Below are 19,977 nucleotides of genomic sequence, written 5' to 3'. Positions count from 1 at the left end.
CGCACTCAGAACCACCAGAAGCAAAACTAACAGCTTTGAACCGTTACCACGACTTTAAACCGTGTCTGTCGGACGTGAGTCCGACAGACTGCTAGATAATTTCCAATAGTTTTTGAGGGGTCAGAAATCGATTTTGAAGAGGGTCTCGGTCCAGGACTGATTCCCCAGGTCGATAGTTTGTCCGGCGACAGACTGCTTGCCGTAACCCACCTGCGTGCTCACCTGGGCGCCCACATTTCCGGTCGGTTTTCCTGTGGCGACATTCTTCGCATCGACGAACATGCATACATCCCCGGCGACCGGAAGACCGCTGCTGGGCAGGCCATCAGCAATATTGCATGACACCGCGTCGGAGGACACCTGCACACTCGTGGGCTCGAGCAGGTCGACACAGGCCTTGAACTTCACGTCTGTCTTGACCTCACAGGACACCGTAAAGTGCGTTTTCCAGCCGAGAACATCACTGTAGACCGTATTGTGAACCTGTACGGAGGAACCCGTAGTGGCGAGAGCCCCGTCAGCCTTGACACTCACAGTTCCCAGGTTCGCCGATGCGCACTCCTTGCTCGACTTGACACCCGGAACCGCTGGCGTACATGGGCCTTTTACGGTCTTGTGGCACGTCTTGCTCGGGTGGTTCCATGTCGGGCAGGGATAGGGCACTTTCGTATCCCCGGCACACTGGGCCGGTACGCCCGGCGTTCCCGGGATAGTGATGCACTGCTACGCCTTGAAGTCCTGTTCGGCGACCTCACTCCAGGTCGCAAGGTCCTCGGACCATGCCTGCGAGGCTGTTATCACCAGACCGGCTGCTATGAGCGATGAAACTTTTGGAGTAGTCATTCTATGTATTCCCTGTTGTTGCCGTGCATATCACATGAGTGTGATTGTCGTAGCTGTGTGTGGGAAAAGCCGACGCGTGCGCGCCGGGAACGCCGGGACAATAGACGCTTCTGGTTTTCTCTTCGAAGGTAGTGGTGAGACGCCGGGGGCCCCGCAGTTCATCGCCCTGCATGACTCCACCGAAATAGGCATGCGCTGCAGCATACACCCTATTCGGCAGACTTCGTCCATTATTTGTCTAATTTTCGACTGTCGGCCGAAAGCGGTAACTATCGGCCGGGCAAAGCGCGTACGCTGAGCTGATCCCTGGGTGCTGACTGTCATGGTTGAGCCGCCACCCATGTCCGCCAAGCAGCCAGAGTGAGTGGATTTATGTTACGTATCAGTAGCCAGCGTCTGCGTGACGCGGTCCTGTCGGCAGCGTTTCTTCTGGCCACGCTTACCGCCTGCTCGGACAGCTCCGACTCGACCCCCACTGTGCCCGCAACGGCTCCTGTGTTGCCCGCGGACCCCGAACGGGAGCCTGCCAGCACGCCGAATATTCTCTTCATCGTCATGGACGACCTCGGGGTCGATCAGCTGCCGGCATTCGGCTATGGCGGCCAGACGCCCGCCCGGACGCCCAACATCGACAGTATCGCGGAGTCGGGAGTCCGATTCCGCAATGCCTGGTCGATGCCGACCTGCTCGCCATCCCGCGCCGCGTTTTTCGAGGGCCGCTTTCCGTTCCGCACGGATGTGCGTAATGCCATTGTCTCTACTGACCTTGCCAATTCGCAGGTTTCCCCCTTTGAGGTCACCATTCCCAAGGTGCTGAAGCAGCAGGGTTACCTCAATGCCGTCGTGGGCAAGATGCACATTTCCGGATCTGACCTGAATCCCGCGAATCATCCCCTGGGTGACAGCGTCATGCGGGAACTGGGGTGGGACTATTTTGAAGGCTACCTCGATGGCGGCCCCTTTCCCATCGATTCAACGGCCGGCGGCGTCGCCGACGCGGATATTCATCGCTGCGGTTTTGTCCCCAATGTCCAGGACGATCCACTGCACGGGGCTGATGCGGGCGCCTGTTATCAGCCGGACGGCACGTGTTCCTCGCTGGGCCTGGCTGACTACCACACCCCGGGGCGCCTGTGTCTCGAGCGCGGTGGCATCCTCGACCCCGGGGCGAGTTGCCAGTCCTCCGTGCCTGCGCATATCAATTTCAACAAGCAGAACGGCTACTACACCGCTGAGTGGGTCATCAACAGTGAGGATGGCTCGGACACGGTGATTCCCGCCTCGGACGGACGCAGCCGCGGCTACCGCACCACCATGGAAACTGACCGCGCCGTTGGCTGGATCCGGCGCCAGCCCGTGGATCAGCCGTGGATGCTCTCCGTCGGCTACTCTGCGATACATACACCCATCCAGCCTCCGCCTGAGGCGCTGTTGCCTCAGGATGCCGAGCCTGCAGGCGGATTCGATTGTGAAACTGTGGCGCAGCAACGCGTGCTCTCCAACCAGATGCTCGAAGCCATGGACCGCGAGATCGGACGCCTGCTGGTGGAAACTGGCCTGGCGCAGGAGAATAGCGATGGAACCCTGCGCTATCGCCCCGAGGAAACCAATACCGCCATCGTCGTTGTCGGCGACAACGGCACCTACGGACCCAGCGTAAAGGGGCCCTTCAACCCCACCCTGGCCAAGGGCTTTCCCTACCAGACGGGCATCTGGGTACCCGTGCTGGTCGCTGGCCCCATGGTGGTTGAACCGGACCGCGATGTCCCCCACATGGTTAACCTGACCGACCTGTTCAGCCTGTTCGCCGAGCTGGGAGAGGCCAATATCCGCGACGAACTGCCGGCGTCCAGGCAGATCGATGCAGTATCGATGCTGCCCTACCTGACCGAACCCGGCCGCGAATCGATTCGCGAGGTCAATTACTCTGCGCTCGGCACCAACCTGAGCTCGACCGAGGCCGCTCTGCCGCCGCCCTGCGTTATCGCCGCCTACAACATGTGTGTGCAGCTGTTCCCCCAGCAGGGGGTGTGCGCCGACCAGGGTGGCACCTGGTACGGGCCGGATGGCGCTGCCGGTCCTGAAGGGGTGTCATCCTGCTGCTGAACGCCCAGCTTTCCGAGCAGCAGGCGCAGGCCTACCAGTCTCTCGGCGCCGCGCTCGAGAAACTGGAGGCCAGCGAAATCGCCTGCCCTGGCGATGGCAACAATGATGGCGTTGTCGACCAGGAAGACCTGGCCAACTGGGAGCGTTTCAGCCAGCTGAACGAGGGCCGCTCCAGCTGGTACGACTTCAATCTGGACGGTCGGACTGACGAAGCGGACCTGGCGATCGTAGAGGCCAATATGGGCCGACATTGCCTGAGTCAGTAGGTGCCGATACTGGTCTGTCTGATTGCATGCCAGGGAACTCATGGATGCCGGGGCGCTTGCCCGCCAGCGTACCCAAAGACTGCGCGCCTCCGACCTCATCTTCCGATACGGCGGCGATGAGTTCATAGCTGCATGTGTTAGGCTTTTGGTGATGAAGCCGATGCATAATCTCTTTGACAAGGTCGACATTCCCACCGGGGGCGAGCGCGTCGACACACTGCTGTCTCACCGCAACCTGGTCATTGAGCGCATCGTCAGTGGCACCGATATCCAGCCAAAGGATTACGTCCAGCCTCAGGATGAGTGGGTGATTCTGCTGCGCGGTGGTGCCGACATGGACATCGCCGGCAAACCCGCCACACTGGTCCCCGGCGACCCTGTGTTCTTGCCGGCGGGAACACCGCATCGGGTAGAACGCTGCGAACCCGGCACGCTGTGGCTGGCAGTGCACCTCTTTCCCGAAAAGCCGTAATCTGCGATTCCGCAGATGCAGCAACCGCCGGCGTTGGCGGTACCTGGTAGGCCACTAGGCACTATTACACCTGTTCCGGGTGCGCTCTCGCACAGACTACCGCTGGCTCAGAGTCCGATCATGAGGGTTCCAGGCAGCCTGCCCAAAATCATCTCTGGCGCGGACTGAAAACCGGCGACAGCCCTCCAGCAAGGAACATCTCATGAACAGATTCAACGTTACGGCGCTTACGCTGTGCATCGTCGGTGCACTGCCGATGGTCGCGTCCGCACAGCCCTCGGATTTCGGCCCGGATAAAGGCGAGCGGGAATTCTCCCTCTCGGGAACCGGCAGTAGCGACCGGAAATTTGACAGCGGCAATTTCGGCGCGACCGGCGATGTGGGCTGGTATCTCGAGGATCACCTGGTCACCGGTGTGCGGCAAAGCATCAACTACGCCAGCATCGACGGCGAGAGCATCGTCGACGATTTCTGGAACGGCTCAACCCGCGGCTACGTGAACTATCAGTTCCTTGACGACCGCGCGCGTCCCTTTATCGGCGCCAGCCTCGGCGGCATCTATGGCGATGGCGTCAAGGACAGTGCCTTCGCCGGCCTCGAAGCCGGCATGAAGTACTACATGCTGCCCAAGACCTATTTTCTCGCCCGCGCCGAGTACCAGTTTCTGTTCAGCAGCACCAGTGACGCGACGGATGCGTTCCAGGACGACGGCGCCTGGGCCTTCACCATCGGTCTGGGTTACAACTTCTAGACCGCGTTTTCACGCACCCGGCGCGCGACCCGGGCATGGGGCCAAACCGGGCCCCATGCCCAGTGAGCGCATCCTTTTCCGTGAGGCATACAGACTTTACTGGCATGGGTGGATAAACTGGCCTGACCCTGGGATACCAGACCCCCGACAAGGCCAAGCATGGCACTGAAATCCTCCGTCTTCCGCCTCACACTGCAGCTCGCCGATCTCGACCGACAGCTCTATCGCGACTTTCCCCTGACAGTGGCACAACATCCCTCGGAAACGGGGGCACGCATGATGCTGCGTGTGCTCGCCTTTGCGCTGCACGCCGATGAGCAGCTGGCCTTCGGACGCGGCATCAGCACGGACGACGAGCCAGACCTCTGGCTGCGTGCGCTGGATGGCACCATCGAAACCTGGATTGAACTGGGCGTGCCGGACCCGGACCGGCTGCGCAAGGCCTGCGGACGCGCGGAGCGGGTTGTGCTGTACGCCTATGGAGACCGGGCCCTGCCGGTGTGGCTGAAGAAGCATGAAACGACGCTCGCGCGACTCGACAGGCTGCAGATTCTGCAGGTGAGGGATGTCGACATGCAGGCGCTTGCAGGGATTTTCGCGCCCGGCGTAACCCTGCAGTGCACGGTTGCCGAAGGCGAGGCGCTGCTTGTCAGCGGCGATACCTCGTTCACCGTTGCGCCTCAAAAGCTGCCCTGACTCAACGGGAAGTACGACTCTCGTCAGTCCAGCCGCGGATATTCCGCGCCGAGGGCATGGTAGTTTTTCCTTTTTTATTGGCTGTGGCGTCCCCACTCCGCCCAGGACCCGTCATACACCGGCGCGTCCAGCCCCGAGGCCTGCGCCATCGCCAGAGACAACACACAGGCCGAAACGCCGCTGCCACAGGTGGTGATCACAGGCTGCTGCAGGTCTATCCCGGCCTCGACGAAACGCGCCGTCAGCTGTTCGGGCGGGAGCAGGCATTTCGTGTCGGGATCAAGTACCTGCGCATAGGGCAGGTTGAGCGCGCCGGGCATGTGCCCCGAACGCAATCCCGGGCGCGGCTCCGGCACGTCGCCGCGAAAGCGCGGCGCCGAGCGCGCGTCGAGAATCTGTTCCTTGCCGCTGCCGATGGCCTCGCGAACCTGCTGCAGTGAACGCAGCAGCGCGGGATCCGGGGCGCTGGCCGTGAAGTCACCGGAAGGGCGATCTGCGCCGCGCTCGTCTGCAGCGCTCGCGAGCCGACCACCGGCGGCGCGCCACGCGGGCAGGCCGCCGTCCAGGACGGATACGTGCCTATGTCCGAATACCCGAAGCATCCACCACGCCCGCGGCGCCGAGAACAGGCCGGCGCTGTCGTACACCACGACGCGATCGTCGCCATTCAAGCCGAGCCTGCGCATGGCCGCGGTGAATTCATCGGGCGGCGGCAGCATGTGGGGCAGGTCGCTGCGGCTGTCGACCAGTGTGTCGATATCGAAGAACAGCGCACCCGGGATGTGCGTTTTTTCGAACTCTGCCCGGCAATCACGATCATCGCCGGGCAGATACCAGGAGGCGTCCAGGATCACCAGACCCGGCGAGGCGACGTGCTCCTGCAGCCAGCTGACGCTGACAACCGGCGTTGTGTCGACCGCCATCCGCGGCGCCTACCGCTTCTTCGGCTCGACACCCGAGGGCTGGGTGTACTGATCATTCAGCGCCTGCACCATGCGGTCGGTTTCCCCGATCAGCTTGTCCAGTTTCTTCTGCACACGCGCAGACCAGCCCGCAAGCTTGCCTGGCAAGAGCGGCGAGAAAACCGCGCCCAGCTGCGTTTCGAAGGCCCGGACCAGGGATGCCTTGTCGGACCCCAGGCTGTCGTCGCGCTGCAGCCGCCGCAGTACGCTCTGTCCGGCGAGGCGGCGCAGGCGTGAATACACAAACAGCACCAGAACGGCTACCCCGAGTCCCACGAGCAGCTGCAGGGTTGTGTCCAGCCCCGCCAGCGGCAGGAACGTGAAGCCATCCCAGGCGTCACCGGTAATCGTCACATACAGGAACAGACCGATCGCCAGGCCGAAGACAATGACGTTGGTCCACAGGTTGCGCGACATCCAGACATTCCGCGCCTCAATCAGTCGTGGAATCATGACGTCACGCAGATGCTTGCAGCTGTGTTCCAGCATACCCGTAACGCGGTAGGCCCGCTCGATGTTGAGCTGCTCGATTCGCCGGCGGATTTCTCCCAGGTCCTCGTCGCGCTTGGCCTGCATGCGCAGGCGCTTCTGTTCGTCCTCTATCGGCACCACCGCGCTTTCGGAGTAGGTGCGGTAGAAGCGCCCCGCGGTGAGGCCAGACTGCGCCAGAGCCCGCTGCCAGGCCGCTACCACCTCCTCGGGGTTGTCCTCGCGGGCGGTATTGTCGATCTGGTTGAGAATGTAAAGAAACTTGTCGCTGTCGCTGCGATCAATGGTCTCCACCACCAGGTGCTTGAGCGTGTCCATCATGGCGCCGGGCTCGGGGTGGCGAGCGTCGAAGAACACCAGCACAAGGTCGGACAGGCCGATGATGTGGTCGGTGATCAGAAGGGTGGAGCTGCGCTGCTCGTCCGCATCAAAGCCGGGTGAGTCGATCATTATCTTGCCGCGCAGGGACTCGGCCCGGCAGGTCTTCAGCTGCAGGAAGGAATCCACCCGCTTGCCCTCGCCCTTTGACGCCGCCTCCACCTGCTCACTGATCTGGTAGAACGGAAACCGCGGGTCTGCGTCCAGGGCCAGACCCGGCAGCTGGCGCGGCTGGTCGGTGTCGCCGTAGCAGATCACGGTGAACTTGTCGTCAATCGCCTGGTTGCCGGTGCGCTGGAGGTCGATGCCCAGATACTCATTCAGGAAAGTGGATTTACCGGCGGAGAAGGTCCCCAGCACGGCCACCACGGGCCACCACGAGATCTGCGTGGCATAGGAATCGTCATGGCTGATAAAGCCGATGCGGCGGGCGATCGCGTCCAGCTCCTGAAAATATTGCACGGCCTGGGACAGCGCCGGATTCTCCAGCTCCAGGTGATGTTTAAGGCGCTTGATGCGCTCTTCGGTTGCTGTCGTTGCCAAGGGGACGTCCTCACATGACTGAAAGTTGTGAGGATGTCACCAGTGTGGCGCTTGTGTCTACCTGTTGCCTAACGTTGCAGGGAGAAACATCACAGCACAGGCTCTTGCGCACGTCGCGCTGGCGCGTGCCGCGTTTTCTCGATGCGCCCCAAAACGGGTATGCTACCGCCGGTCCACTCCCCGAAGACCGACAGGCGCTCCCCGAGATGATCAAGACCTTTTTCCTGCTCAGCGCCGTTATTGCACTGGTTGTGATGATTCACTACGAGTTTCTTTTTCGCTTTACGGCGGTCATGCCCATACTCAAGGTCAAGCACCGTTTCCGCATCGTCCTTGGGGTCCTCGCCGCACTCGTGGCACACTCTGTCGAGGTGTGGGTCTTTGCGGTCGTTTTTTACATCATGCACCACGCGGATGGGTGGGGCTCGTTCGGCGGCAACTTCGATGGGTCACTGGCAGCCTGCGTCTACTTTTCGTTCGCGTCATACACCACGCTCGGCCTCGGGGACATCGAGCCCTTCGGCGAAATCCGCTTTGTCACCGGCCTTGAATCCCTTGTCGGGCTGGTTTTAATCACCTGGACGGCGTCTTTTCTCTATCTGGAAATGACCCAGTACTGGAACCGTGAATAATGATACCCGACACCAGCATCAATATCCGGCCCGCGACCGTCGAGGACATCGACACCATTCTGCGCTTCATTCGTGAGCTGGCCGACTACGAGCGGGCGCTCGATGCCGTGGAGGCCACGCCGGAACGCCTGCGCGCCACGCTGTTCTGCAACCGGCCCCGGGTACACTGCAGCATTGCCGAACTGGCAGGGGAGCCGGCGGGCTTTGCGGTGTGGTTTTTCAATTATTCCACCTGGCTCGGCCTGCACGGGCTGTTTCTCGAGGACCTTTACGTCACGGATGCCATGCGTGGCCGCGGACTGGGCAAAGCCCTGCTGCAGCATCTGGCGAAGCTTGCGGTGGCCAGCGGCTGCGGCCGCTTCGAATGGAATGTGCTGGACTGGAATCGGCCGGCCATCGACTTTTACGAATCCTTCGGTGCGCAGCCACAGAGCGAATGGGTAGGATATCGGCTCAGCGGTGAGGCGTTGCGTGCATTTGCGGCGTCAGGGGTGGAGTCAGATCCCGATGGGTCCTGAGCCCACACGAATCACCTCTTCACGGCTGCCAGTCATCAGGCGGCGGCCCGAACGCTGGCTCATCTGATAGTCATACATCGGGTCGTAGTAGTCGCGCAGCAGTAGCGTGATCCACTCGCGATGACCCTCCAGCGCGCCACGGGTTTCCTGGGCGTCGAACGCAGCTTCCATGAGCGAGCTCACTGTCTGATACCGCGAGCCACCCAGCCTTTTCTGCGTCCGCGCCAGATCCGCCTGCAGGCGCTCGCGATGCTGCTGCGGGCCGGCATCGCCAGAAGCCTCGCGATAGCGCCGACCCAGATCGACGACATAGTCCTCCAGGACCACAGTCACCCGCTCCTCCAGGGGAACGTCCAGCTCGAGCCGTGGGGCGTCCTGCATGCGTTCACGAAGGGATTGCGGCAGGGCGAGACGCCCGATCAGCCTGCCTTCGTCTTCCAGAATGACCAGATCATCCTCCCCGGCGAGGCGCTTCATCAGGGCGATGGCCAGCCGGTTCTCGAAGTCGATCTGGCTCGGCTGGGGCGACAGCAGGGCACCGAATGTCGAGCCCCGATGGTTCGCCAGGCCCTCCAGATCAATGGCTCTGGGCAGCGCCTGAATGACCCGGGTCTTGCCGCAGCCCGTCCTGCCGGACACCAGAACAACACGCGCAGCCGCGATACAGCGCTCCAGCTCCGCGAGCAGATACTGCCGCATGGCCTTGTAACCACCCCGTATGCGGGGATAGTGAACGCCCGCTTCGGCCAGCCACTGCTGAACAATCTGCGAGCGCAGACCGCCGCGGAAGCAGTACAGATAGCCCTCGGGGTTGGCCTGTGTAAAGGCGACCCACGCGGCCAGCCGCTGCGCCTTCACGCTGCCCTGCACCAGCGAGTGGCCGAGGGCAATCGCGGCGTCCTGCCCGTCGTTCTTGTAGCAGGTGCCAACCCGGGCACGCTCATCGTCCGTCATCAGCGGCAGGCTGACCGCGGCCGGGAAGGCGCCCCGGGCAAATTCGGTCGGGGCACGGGTATCCATCAATGGCAGGTCATTGAGAAACAGCTGCCGGTAGTCGTCGGTATCCGGGCGCATCGACATCAGCCCCGGTTCAACCTTCGGCAACGCCGCCAAAGACACGCATGACCTCGGCATACAGCTCGCCGATGGCCTCAGACATCAGCACAAAGTCCGCGTCGAGGCGCGCAAGCGCATCGTCTTCCGGCAGGTCATCATTCTCCTTGATCAGTTCATCGGCAAAGCGCAGCCGGCGCAGGCACAGGTCCTCCGCCAGCACGAAGGACACCCGCTCATCCCAGTCCAGTGCAATTCTGACCACCTGACGGCCCGCCTGCAGGTGGCTTTCCACCTCCTCGCTGAAAAGATCGACGCCGCGCACGCGCACCACGCCGCCGTCATCGCCCGGCTCGCGCAGTTCGCATTCACCGGCAGCGCTGAAGGCATCCGGCAGATTGTTGTGCACCAGCCAGTGGGTCATCGTGGCAAGGGGTGCATCATTCACCTGCGGCAGCAATACCGGGAAGGTGCCGATGGATTCGCGCAGCAGGTTCAGCAGCTCCTCGGCACGGGCGGCGCTGGACGCATCCACCATCACCCAGCCAGCGGCTGGGTCAATGTAGGCGTACAGGTGAGTGGTTCGGGAAAACGCCCGCGGCAGGCAGTCCTGAACAATCTCATCCTTCAGCGTCAGGCGCTCCTTGCGGTAGACCTTGCGTCCCTGCGCGGATTCGATGGCCTCGATACGCTCCTCGAGATGCTCACGCACCACCGTCGACGGCAGCAGCTTTTCCTCACGACGCAGGCGGATAAGCAGGCGTCCACTGGCGCTGTGCACCAGCGGGGCGCCGTCGTCACCGACGGGCGCGGCCCAGCCGATCGACAGCGCCTGAGAGGGCGCACAGGGCGTGAAGCTGTGGGCCGCCAGCTGTTCATCGAGACGATCTGCTGTCAGGGCGAACGGTTGCGTCAGGCGGTAGGCACGAAGGTTCTTGAACCACATGAAAAAACGACTCCTGGAAAATTCCGGCATTGTACCGGACGGGGTGTGCCGCTACGATGTGAATTGATTATCTTGCCGCGATAGCCGCTGCGGCACAGCCAGGGATGGTGACGACGACACATGGAAAACGCCGACTACAGCGCGCGCGTCGCGGCATTTATGACAGGTATTGCCCACCGCATCGGCAGCCCCCTCGCGGAGCGTGAACGCGCCACCATCAACCAGCTTGCCCACGCCATGCTCGACCCGTCGCCACCGGTGGCAGAGCCGGAGTCGCGCCTCATCACTGTGCTGATCGTCGATCTTCGCGGATTCTCTGTCCTCGCTGACAGCTGTGAACCCGCCGTTCTTCTGGCCGTGCTGAAACCGTTTTTCGAGCGCATGACAGAGCTGGTCCACGAGCACGGCGGTTTTGTCGACAAGTTCCTGGGGGATGGCGTGATGGCCCTGTTCGGCGCGCCCGAACACCGGGAAGACCACCTGCCCCTGGCGCTGGCCTGTGCGGCGCGCATGCAGCAGGCCATGCTCGATCTGAACGCCGGCAATATCGCAAACGGCATCCCGGAAATCCACGCCGGCATCGGCATCAACACTGGCGAGGTCATGGTCGGCAGTTTTGGACCACAGCAGTATCGCGAATACACGGCCATTGGCGACGAGGTAAATTTTGCCGCAAGAGTGGAGTCCTTCAGCCTGCGCGGCCAGGTTCTGCTCAGCGAACGCAGCTACCGCGCAGCTCGCGGCTGCATTGAGACCGGAGCCATCAGGCAGCTGCGCGTGAAAGGGAGAAGCGGCCCGGTAAACCTTTATGAAATGACGGCGGTCACCGCACCCGTGAGAACGATCGTGCCGCAAGTGGAGATGCGGGCCTCACCCAGGGTGCCTGTGCAGCTGCCGCTGCGCTTCTACCGCGTGCACGACAAGCAGGTCATCGACGAGCCCTACCGCGGCAGCATCATGAACCTTGGCTATGATGGCATGTTGGCGCGGCTGCCGCTGGACCTGCCCTCCCTGAGCGAGATCAGTTTCACCGTCAACCCCGATCTTGCATCCGACGGTGCCAGCGACCTGTACGCGCGGGCGCTGCATTCACGACGTGATGACGATGCCTACCAGACGGCCTTCGCTTTCACCAGTGGCGGCACCCCCGGACACGAGGCCGTCCGCAACTATGTCGACCGGCTGCTCTGGGGCGCAGCAGGCTGAACCGGCGCCGGATTACCGCCCGCCAGCGAAGGTCGCCAGTAGCAGTACAAGGCTCTGCTGCTGCTCCAGCAGGTCAAGCCAGGATTTCCCGCCGACAATGTTCAAGCTGGCTCCAAACTGTCACTGCTCATCTACGCCGCCTTGCAGAAGAATTTCATAACCGGTCATAAGACAGCGCCGCCGACCCAGCACCGTAGGCTAGCCCATGCCCATGCGCAGGCGATGTCAAACCCCATTCCCGCTATGACTTGCGTGCGCCGCGCGCGAAGCCTACCGTTATCCTTGTATATAGCTGGAGGAACCCTCATGAAATACCTGCACACCATGGTCCGCGCCAGCAACCTCGACGACAGCATGGATTTTTATTGCAACAAGCTCGGGCTGGTAGAGGTCAACCGGCACGACAGCGAAAAGGGTCGCTTCACGCTGGTCTATCTGGCGGCGCCGGGAGACGTCGAGAAGGCGCGCGCGGGAAGCAGTCCGCTGCTGGAAATCACCTGGAACTGGGACCCGGAAGACTACGACGGCGGGCGCAACTTCGGCCACCTGGCCTATCGCGTCGACGACATCTATGCCCTCTGCCAGTCGCTCATGGACGCCGGCGTGACCATCAACCGCCCGCCGCGGGACGGTCATATGGCGTTTGTGCGCTCACCCGACGGTATTTCCATTGAGCTGCTGCAGGCGGGCGATCACCTCGAGCCCCGCGAGCCATGGGCAAGCATGCCCAACAGCGGCACGTGGTAGAAGACAACCAGGAGTTCGCGGACATGCCCAGAGAACCTAGGCAGGCGCCATTGCCGGTGCCAGTAAAGGCAGAGACGGCCTATTCCGCCGCCTACTCGGAAGAGCGGCTGCGCGACAAGCTGTCGCGACATGCGCGCACCGCGGGCCGCGACGCGGTGGAAAAAGCCCTGCTGCTGTATTATGCGCTGCAGCGGGAGGAAACGCCGGCCTGGGCGAAGGCGACCATCATTGGCGCGCTGGGCTATTTCATTACTCCCATAGATGCGATTCTCGACATCAGCCCCGGTATCGGCTATGTCGACGACCTCGGCGTCCTGGCGTTCGCCCTGGCCACGGTCAGCGCCAGCGTTGACGACGCCGTGCGACAGCGCGCTGCAGCGCGACTGCGGGCCTGGTTCGGTGACGCAGAGCGGCCGCCACAACCGGAAAAAGCCGCCGAGAACGTCGCCGAGTGAAGGCGCAACCCGCACGCATCGCCATCGTCGGCGCGAACTTTGCCGGCATCGCCGCCGCGCGACAGCTCTCCGGACGCCACGCTGTGACCCTGCTCGACCCGAAGCCAGCCTTCGAATTCCTGCCGAACATTCACGAGCTGGTCTCTGGCGTGAAGTGTCCGGCGCATCTGCAGCTGTCGCGGGACACGCTGAGCCGGCGCGCCGGCCATCACCTGCGGCAGGAGGCCGTCACGCGGCTGCATACTGCCATCGGACAGCTGGAGCTCGCAGGTGGCGACAGACTCGCCTATGACGCCTGTGTGGTCGCCTGTGGCGGCGTCAATACCGATTTCGGCATACCCGGCGTGCAGAAGCATACGCTGCCTTTCAAGAGTGTGGACGAGTGCGCCGAGATCGGCGATCAACTGGCCTTGGTCACAGCGCGCGGGCGACCGTCAAGCGTTGTCATCATCGGTGGCAGCTTCGAGGGCGTTGAATGTCTCGGTGAAATCCTGCGCCGCTACCGGGGCGTCGAATCGCTCAGGATTCATCTTGTGGAAGCCGCCAGCCGGCTCATGCCCCAGTCCCCCGCGTGCATCGATGCCGCGGTGCGCGAACACTGCGCGAACCTCCCGGTCAGCCTGCACTGCGGCGTAGCGGTCTCCCGCGTGAGCAGGACCCGGGTGACCCTGGCTGACGGCACCAGCCTGCGCAGCGACCTGACGTTGTGGACAGCCGGCGCGGCACCCGCGCCCCTGCTGTTCGAGTCCGGGCTGGCGCCGGACAGACGCTCATGGGCACCGGTAAATAACTGTCTGCAGAGCATGGCGGCACCGAACGTCTTTATTGCCGGCGATGCCGCCGCAACGCCCAAACCCCTGTGGAAACAGGCCTACAATGCCCTGGCCATGGGCAGCTGCGCCGCGGACAATGTTGAGCGCTGGCTCGCGGACCGCCCCCTGCGACCCCTGCGCCCCGGGCCCGAGGTCAGGGTGACCGCCTTCGGCGACATCGACACTTTTCTGGAGTTAGGGGAGCGTGTCTTTGCCGGACCCGCCCTTGCAGCGCTGAAAGAAAGCATTTTCCAATTGCAGATGGCCTATCAGGACAACCCGCTTCGCAGCGCGGGCTTCCTGCGCGGACAGCGGCGCTATCTTGATGCGCTGGGCCACCTGGGCGTCCCGGCGCTCATACAGTCGGGCTATCTGCTGCGGCGCGGCGTGCGCCGCCTGGGGGGCTGAGCTCAGGGGGCTGACCTCAGGCAACGGCCCGGTCCCGCTTATGCAGGAAGGCCAGCAGCCAGCGGCCGATACGCTCTGTCTCCGGCTGCTCGTCAAGGGAGTCCATTCCCGCCTGGTAGGTCTCCTCGCCGATGGTTTCACGGCGCAGCTGCATGATTTCGCGGGCATAATCGGGCTCGAACTCGGGATGCCCCTGGAAGGTGAGGATGTGATCGCCGATCTGGCACACCGCATTCTCACAGAAATCGCTGCCCGCCAGCACCTCCGTACCCGGTGCCACGCGCTCCACCTGATCCTGGTGGCTGACCAGAATCCGGAACTGCGCGTCACCATCATCAGACCAGTCCGGACGGCCGTGAAGCCGATGACGATGCAACCCCACGCCCCAGCCGCGATGCGACTTGCGCGTCTCACCGCCCAGGGCGTGGGCAATCATCTGGTGACCGAAGCAGATACCGATCATCGTCTTGCGTCTTGCGTGCAGTTCCCGCACGAAGTCCGCAAGACGATAAATCCAGGGCTCGTCATCGTAGACACTGAACTTGCTGCCGGTAATCAGGTAGGCATCCACCTCATCGATATCGTCGGGATACTCCTGGCGCTCCACGTGGTACACCCGGAACTCCAGCGACGGATCCAGCCGACCCAGTAGCCGCATGAACATGTCCGGATACTCGCCGAAGCGGGCGGACCACTCCGGCCGTACGGTATCGGTGCGCAAAATGCCAAGCTTCATGACTGTCCTCTGTCGTGGCGATGTGTCGGTCTACAGGGTAAACCGCTGTCGCTTGCTGTCCATAGCGCCCGCGGGGGATGATGCCCTGCGATACATCCCGTCCTGGAGGATAACCCTGACCACACCATCACACCTGCTGATCGCTCTGCTGGTCGCGCTGACCTTGCCTGTCGCCGTTCCGATCGAGGCCAGGGAGGCGGCGCCGGCGGAAGCCTTTGTTGGCAGTGAGCGCTGCGCGGGATGTCATGTCGATGCCTATGAGCAGTGGCAGGGATCACATCATCAGCTGGCGATGCAGGAGGCCTCCGAGGAAACCGTGCTCGGCGACTTCAGCGACGTGAGCGTTACCCATCAGGGCGTAACGACCCGATTCTACCGCGACGGCGAGCACTTCATGGTGCACACCGACGGCGCCGACGGCGCGCTGCGCGACTTCCCCGTGCGCCAGGTCTTTGGCGTCTATCCGCTGCAGCAGTACCTGCTGCCACTGGACGACGGCCGACTGCAGGCGCTGGGCATTGCCTGGGATGCACGGCCAGCCGAGGACGGTGGCCAGCGCTGGTACTCCCTCTACCCGGATGAGGCCATCGACCACACTGACCCGCTGCACTGGACAGGCCCTTACCAGAACTGGAATTCGCGCTGTGCAGAGTGCCACAGCACGCAGGTAGATAAAGGCTACAGCGCTAGCGAGCGCCGCTACGCCACCACCTACCGCGAGATCAGCGTCGGCTGCGAGGCCTGTCACGGCCCGGGCGCGAACCACGTGAGGCAGATGCAAAGCGTAGTGCCATCAGGGGCACGCAAACCCGGCGCCGGGCTCGATGTGGATCTGGGCCAACGCGGTCACTGGCAGTTCGCCGGGGACGCCGCGATAGCCACCCGTGACAAGCCACTGCAGGCGGATACCCAGATCAATGCCTGCGCGCGCTGCCACTCCCGGCGTGGGCCGCTTGGCGACTACCACTACGGCGCTGATCTCCTCGACACCCACCGCCTGGCGCTGCCTCAGCCGCCCCTGTATCACCCGGACGGACAGATCGACGATGAAGTGTTTGTCCACGGTTCCTTCCTGCAGAGCCGCATGCAGCGCGCCGGCGTCGTGTGCAGCAACTGCCACGAACCCCACAACAACCGGCTGCGTGCCGAGGGCAACGCGCTGTGTGCCCAGTGCCACAGCCCCGCCGCCTACGACAGTCAGCAGCACCACCGTCATCCTACGGGCAGCGGCGCGCAGTGTGTGAACTGCCACATGCCGGCAAAGCGCTACATGGGTGTTGATGACCGCCGCGATCACAGCATGCGGATTCCGCGGCCTGACCTGACCCTCGTGCTCGGGACTCCGAACGCCTGCACGCAGTGCCACAGCGAACGCGACAGCGAGTGGGCGCTGGAATCCCTGCGCGCCTGGGAGATGGCGCCGGATACCGACGGCCCGCACCCGGCGCTGGCCGTGCAGCAACTCCGCGAAGGTGACGCCCGCGCCCGCGGAGAGGTGCTTGCCCAGATCGCGGATCCCGCGCTTGCAAACATTTGGCGTGCAACGGCACTCGAAACCCTTGCGGGCCAGAACGCCGCGCCCACGGCGACGCCGATGCTGCGCTCCGCCGACCCCTTGCTGAGAAGCAGTGCCGTACGCAGCCTCGCTGGCGCCGATCCGCGCCAGCGACTCGAGCTGCTGTATCCGCTGCGGGATGATCCGGTCGCCGCCGTGCGCATGGCCCTGGCCGAAAATCTTGCGGACATTCCGCTCGGCCGCGTCAGCCCGGCGCAGCGCGAGCATCTTCTGCAGCTGTTCGATGAGTACCTCGCGGTGCAGGCGCGGCATGCCGACATGCCGGAAACACAGCTGCAGCTGGGCGTGTTCCACCACGCACGCAACGACCTGCCGCGGGCGGAGTCGGCCTATCGCGAGGCGCTGGCGCTCGACCCGTCACTGGCGGCTGCGCGCCTCAACCTCGCCGACCTGCAGCGACAGCGGGGCGACGAAGACGCCGCTCGACGGGAACTGGAGACATTGCTGGATCAGTCGCCGGACGACGGCAATGCCCTGCATGCACTGGGGCTGCTGGAGATTCGCACGGGCAACCGCGACCGGGGCTCAGAGCTGCTGCAGGCAGCCGCAGAGCGCGAAAGCGCGGGCTGGCGGCATCGCTATGTCAACGCCGTGGCGCTTTACAGCAGCGGGATGCAGGAAAAAGGCCGGGAAGCCCTGCGAGCGCTGGACCGTGCGCGACCGGGTAACCCGGCCGTGGTCATGGCGCTGAGTGAGTACGCGGCTGCGGCGGGTGATCTGGACGATGCCATCGTTCATGCACGCTCTCTGGTAACGCTGGTGCCTGACAACCCCGCTTATCCACAGTGGCTGCAGCGCCTGCGGCAGCTTGCCGCCAGCCGCCAGCCTCAGCCTGGATCGAATACCAGATAGGCAGAAACGGGAACCGACGTGCTGATGGACGTCAATCCGGCGACCTCCTTCAGGGCTGTCACACCCGCTCCCAGCGCGAAGTCACCGGCATCCACGACAATCGGCTCGCGAGTCGCCACGTGCAGACTGCCGTCCTCGGCAACGCTCACCAGCATTGCGGCGTCATAGCTTGCGCTGCTGCCGTGCAGTTCCACCGTCAGCGGCAGGGTCACTTCGATGGGCCCTTTCCTCGCCTTTTCAATGACCGCGGGGTCGACGCTGGCCGTGATGCTGGCGGCGGGGAAGCTAGCCGTTTCGAACAGCATTTCCCGCATGCGCTCATTGCGGATGGGGATGGCGGTCTCGACGCTGTCGAGATCGATCCCGACCTTGGCGCTGCCATCGTCGCTGACAGAGCCCTCGAGTGTCTTGAACGTGTGCGCCTCACCGACGGAGGCGTTCTTCACCGAAATGAAGCTCAGTCGGGAGCGATCGCCATCGAGTTCCCACTCTGCACTGGCGGCGCCGGTAAAGACTGCCAGTGCAACGCCCAGACATGCCGTCAGCCACCTGTTATGTGCCGTCGTTTTCATGGTCTGCTTCTCCTGTTGTGATTGCGGGCTGCGGTTGCGCTGCCCCGGCCGCCGGAGTCAGGCCAGTACCTCGGCAAGATCCCCCTTGGATTCCAGCCAGGTCTTGCGGTCACCCGACCGTTTCTTCGCCAGCAGCATATCCAGCATCTTACTGGTCCCGTCGCCGGCATCCAACACGAGGCGCACCAGGCGACGCGTGTCCGGCGCCATGGTGGTCTCGCGCAGCTGCAGGGGGTTCATCTCACCGAGGCCCTTGAAGCGCTGCACGTTAACCTTGCCGCGCTTCTTCTCCGCCTCGATGCGCGCCAGTACCCCCTGCTTCTCACTCTCGTCCAGGGCGTAGAACACTTCCTTGCCGACGTCGATGCGGTACAGCGGCGGCATGGCGACGAAGACATGACCGGCACTCACCAGCGGCCGGAAATGACGCACGAACAGCGCACAGACCAGCGTGGCGATGTGCAGGCCGTCGGAATCCGCATCGGCCAGGATGCAGACCTTGCCGTAGCGCAGGCCGCTAAGATCGTCACTGCCCGGATCGATGCCCAGGGCGATGGAAATATTGTGCACTTCCTGCGAGGCGAGCACCTCCTGGGAATCGACTTCCCAGGTGTTGAGGATCTTGCCGCGCAGCGGAAGAATCGCCTGGAACTCGCGGTCCCTCGCCTGTTTGGCCGAGCCGCCGGCCGAATCGCCCTCCACCAGGAAAAGCTCGGAGCGCGCCGGATCCTCACCCGAGCAGTCCGCCAGCTTGCCGGGGAGCGCCGGTCCCGCGCTGATCTTCTTGCGCGCGACTTTCTTCGAGGAGCGCAGGCGCCGCTGGGCAGTATTGATGCACAGCTCCGCGAGACGCTCGGCATCACCCGTGTGCTGGTTGAGCCAGAGACTGAATGCATCCTTGGCAATGCCGGCAATAAAGCCCGCCGCCTCACGGGAAGACAGTCGCTCCTTGGTCTGCCCGGAAAACTGCGGGTCGCTCAGTTTGGCGGACAGCACATAGCAGCAGCGCTCCCAGATATCCTCCGGCGTCAGCTTCACCCCCCGGGGCAGCAGATTGCGCAACTCGCAGAAATCGCGCATCGCCTCCAGCAGTCCGCTGCGCAGACCGTTGACATGGGTGCCGCCCTGGGCCGTGGGAATGAGGTTGACGTAGGACTCGGCCACCAGCTCGCCACCCTCGGGCAGCCACTGCACGGCCCAGTCCACGGCGGCATCGGCGCCGCTGAAAGATCCCGTGAACGGCTCCTCAGGGACACAGGGAAAGCCCCGGGTAGCGTCCGCGAGATAGTCGGTCAGGCCATCCTCGAAGTACCATTCCTCGCTCTCGCCTTTTTTTTCATCCGTGAAGCGCACCCGGAGTCCCGGGCAGAGGACGGCCTTGGCGCGAAGCACGTGCACCAGACGCGGCACGGAAAAATTGATGGAGTCGAAGTACTGGGGATCCGGCAGAAAGCGCAGGCTGGTGCCCGTGTTGCGCCGCCCACAGGTATCGACCACCTCGAGATCACTGACCTTGTGGCCGCCGGCAAACTGCATGCGATAGACATTGCCGTCGCGGCGCACCGTCACCGTCAGCTCCTGCGACAGCGCATTCACCACGGAAACGCCCACGCCGTGCAGACCACCGCTGAAGGCGTAGCTCTTGGACGAAAACTTGCCGCCCGCGTGCAGTGTGGACAGGATGACCTCGACACCGGGCCGCCCCTCCCCCGTATGCAGGTCCACGGGCATGCCGCGACCGTTATCGGTCACCGTGACGCTGCCGTCGGCGTGCAGGACAAGGTCGATCTCGCTGGCGTGGCCGGCCAGCGCTTCATCCACGCTGTTGTCGATGACCTCCTGCGCCAGGTGATTGGGACGGCTGGTATCGGTATACATCCCGGGACGCTTGCGCACCGGGTCCAGCCCTGTCAGGACTTCAATGTCTTGCGCGGTATAGTCGCTCATAATCAGGTCAT

General features: G+C 63.4%; 20 protein-coding genes. 12 read left to right on the top strand and 8 right to left on the bottom strand.

Annotated elements, in window-relative coordinates; all coding sequences use genetic code 11:
• Nucleotides 1–120: 120 nt before the first annotated feature.
• Nucleotides 121–534 carry a hypothetical protein gene (locus tag EV688_RS14590; protein WP_117319117.1) on the bottom strand — a complete coding sequence of 138 codons (414 nt, stop codon included), beginning with the start codon at nt 532–534 and terminating at the stop codon, nt 121–123.
• A 681-nt stretch (nt 535–1,215) separates the two neighbouring features.
• Between EV688_RS14590 and EV688_RS14585 the strand changes: the two genes are divergently transcribed.
• From EV688_RS14585 to EV688_RS14570, 5 genes are all read left to right on the top strand, one after another.
• The gene (locus EV688_RS14585; protein WP_117319118.1) at nt 1,216–2,949 is read left to right on the top strand and encodes a sulfatase-like hydrolase/transferase; all 1,734 of its coding nucleotides are present in this window, start codon (nt 1,216–1,218) and stop codon (nt 2,947–2,949) included.
• Nucleotides 2,937–3,215, top strand: a complete 279-nt coding sequence (locus EV688_RS17930) for a dockerin type I domain-containing protein (protein ID WP_424282707.1) — start codon at nt 2,937–2,939, stop codon at nt 3,213–3,215. The genes EV688_RS14585 and EV688_RS17930 overlap by 13 nt, the downstream gene beginning before the upstream one ends.
• Nucleotides 3,216–3,375: 160 nt before the next feature.
• The gene (locus EV688_RS14580; protein WP_117319124.1) at nt 3,376–3,687 is read left to right on the top strand and encodes a cupin domain-containing protein; all 312 of its coding nucleotides are present in this window, start codon (nt 3,376–3,378) and stop codon (nt 3,685–3,687) included.
• Nucleotides 3,688–3,889: 202 nt separating this feature from the next.
• Nucleotides 3,890–4,438, top strand: coding sequence for an outer membrane beta-barrel protein (locus tag EV688_RS14575; RefSeq protein WP_117319119.1), 549 nt, complete (start codon nt 3,890–3,892; stop codon nt 4,436–4,438).
• Between the two features lie 159 nt (nt 4,439–4,597).
• Nucleotides 4,598–5,134 (top strand): YaeQ family protein, encoded by a 537-nt coding sequence (locus EV688_RS14570; RefSeq protein WP_117319120.1) that lies wholly within the window; start codon nt 4,598–4,600, stop codon nt 5,132–5,134.
• Nucleotides 5,135–5,208: 74 nt separating this feature from the next.
• On the opposite strand, the gene sseA is transcribed toward EV688_RS14570, so the two are convergent.
• Together sseA and EV688_RS14560 are read right to left on the bottom strand one after the other, a co-directional pair.
• Nucleotides 5,209–6,057 (bottom strand): 3-mercaptopyruvate sulfurtransferase, encoded by an 849-nt coding sequence (gene sseA, locus EV688_RS14565; RefSeq protein ID WP_117319121.1) that lies wholly within the window; start codon nt 6,055–6,057, stop codon nt 5,209–5,211.
• A 9-nt stretch (nt 6,058–6,066) separates the two neighbouring features.
• Entirely contained in the window at nt 6,067–7,506 is a 1,440-nt protein-coding gene (locus tag EV688_RS14560; RefSeq protein ID WP_117319122.1) for a dynamin family protein, read from the bottom strand.
• Nucleotides 7,507–7,712: 206 nt separating this feature from the next.
• On the opposite strand from EV688_RS14560, the gene EV688_RS14555 reads away from it, so the two are divergent.
• A complete protein-coding gene (locus EV688_RS14555) occupies nt 7,713–8,138 on the top strand; it encodes an ion channel (RefSeq protein ID WP_117319125.1) in 426 nt (141 codons plus the stop codon).
• On the top strand, nt 8,138–8,656 hold the full coding sequence (locus tag EV688_RS14550; protein ID WP_117319123.1) for a GNAT family N-acetyltransferase: 519 nt from the start codon (nt 8,138–8,140) through the stop codon (nt 8,654–8,656). The genes EV688_RS14555 and EV688_RS14550 overlap by 1 nt, the downstream gene beginning before the upstream one ends.
• Here the strand turns inward: EV688_RS14550 and mnmH are convergent.
• Nucleotides 8,636–9,730 (bottom strand): tRNA 2-selenouridine(34) synthase MnmH, encoded by a 1,095-nt coding sequence (gene mnmH / locus EV688_RS14545; RefSeq protein ID WP_341539185.1) that lies wholly within the window; start codon nt 9,728–9,730, stop codon nt 8,636–8,638. The two genes, EV688_RS14550 and mnmH, sit on opposite strands and share 21 nt — an antisense overlap.
• A 16-nt stretch (nt 9,731–9,746) precedes the next feature.
• Complete coding sequence (rdgC, locus tag EV688_RS14540) at nt 9,747–10,655, bottom strand: recombination-associated protein RdgC (RefSeq protein ID WP_117319126.1); 909 nt, start codon at nt 10,653–10,655, stop codon at nt 9,747–9,749.
• Nucleotides 10,656–10,775: 120 nt separating this feature from the next.
• Here rdgC and EV688_RS14535 point away from each other — a divergent pair, with 120 nt between their 5' ends.
• The 4 genes from EV688_RS14535 (at nt 10,776) to EV688_RS14520 (ending at nt 14,283) form a co-directional block, all read left to right on the top strand.
• Nucleotides 10,776–11,861, top strand: a complete 1,086-nt coding sequence (locus EV688_RS14535; RefSeq protein WP_117319127.1) for an adenylate/guanylate cyclase domain-containing protein — start codon at nt 10,776–10,778, stop codon at nt 11,859–11,861.
• Nucleotides 11,862–12,167: 306 nt separating this feature from the next.
• Entirely contained in the window at nt 12,168–12,608 is a 441-nt protein-coding gene (locus tag EV688_RS14530) for a VOC family protein (RefSeq protein ID WP_117319128.1), read from the top strand.
• Between the two features lie 23 nt (nt 12,609–12,631).
• Entirely contained in the window at nt 12,632–13,063 is a 432-nt protein-coding gene (locus EV688_RS14525; RefSeq protein WP_117319176.1) for a YkvA family protein, read from the top strand.
• On the top strand, nt 13,060–14,283 hold the full coding sequence (locus tag EV688_RS14520) for an NAD(P)/FAD-dependent oxidoreductase (RefSeq protein ID WP_117319129.1): 1,224 nt from the start codon (nt 13,060–13,062) through the stop codon (nt 14,281–14,283). Before EV688_RS14525 ends, EV688_RS14520 begins: the two co-directional genes overlap by 4 nt.
• A 16-nt stretch (nt 14,284–14,299) precedes the next feature.
• Here EV688_RS14520 and EV688_RS14515 read toward each other — a convergent pair whose 3' ends face one another.
• Entirely contained in the window at nt 14,300–15,019 is a 720-nt protein-coding gene (locus EV688_RS14515) for a glutamine amidotransferase-related protein (RefSeq protein WP_117319130.1), read from the bottom strand.
• On the opposite strand from EV688_RS14515, the gene EV688_RS14510 reads away from it, so the two are divergent.
• On the top strand, nt 15,018–17,447 hold the full coding sequence (locus EV688_RS14510; RefSeq protein ID WP_117319131.1) for a tetratricopeptide repeat protein: 2,430 nt from the start codon (nt 15,018–15,020) through the stop codon (nt 17,445–17,447). The genes EV688_RS14515 and EV688_RS14510 overlap by 2 nt on opposite strands.
• Here the strand turns inward: EV688_RS14510 and EV688_RS14505 are convergent.
• Nucleotides 17,423–18,019, bottom strand: a complete 597-nt coding sequence (locus EV688_RS14505) for a YceI family protein (RefSeq protein ID WP_117319132.1) — start codon at nt 18,017–18,019, stop codon at nt 17,423–17,425. The genes EV688_RS14510 and EV688_RS14505 overlap by 25 nt on opposite strands.
• Before the next feature lie 57 nt (nt 18,020–18,076).
• Nucleotides 18,077–19,966, bottom strand: coding sequence for a DNA topoisomerase IV subunit B (gene parE / locus EV688_RS14500; protein ID WP_117319133.1), 1,890 nt, complete (start codon nt 19,964–19,966; stop codon nt 18,077–18,079).
• Between the last annotated feature and the right edge of the window lie 11 nt (nt 19,967–19,977).

Origin of the sequence: Chromatocurvus halotolerans (assembly GCF_004340525.1) — a bacterium.
GTDB lineage: Bacteria > Pseudomonadota > Gammaproteobacteria > Pseudomonadales > Halieaceae > Chromatocurvus > Chromatocurvus halotolerans.
The sequence above is the reverse complement of the archived record's forward strand: the minus strand, read 5'-3'. Positions and strand labels throughout refer to the sequence as shown.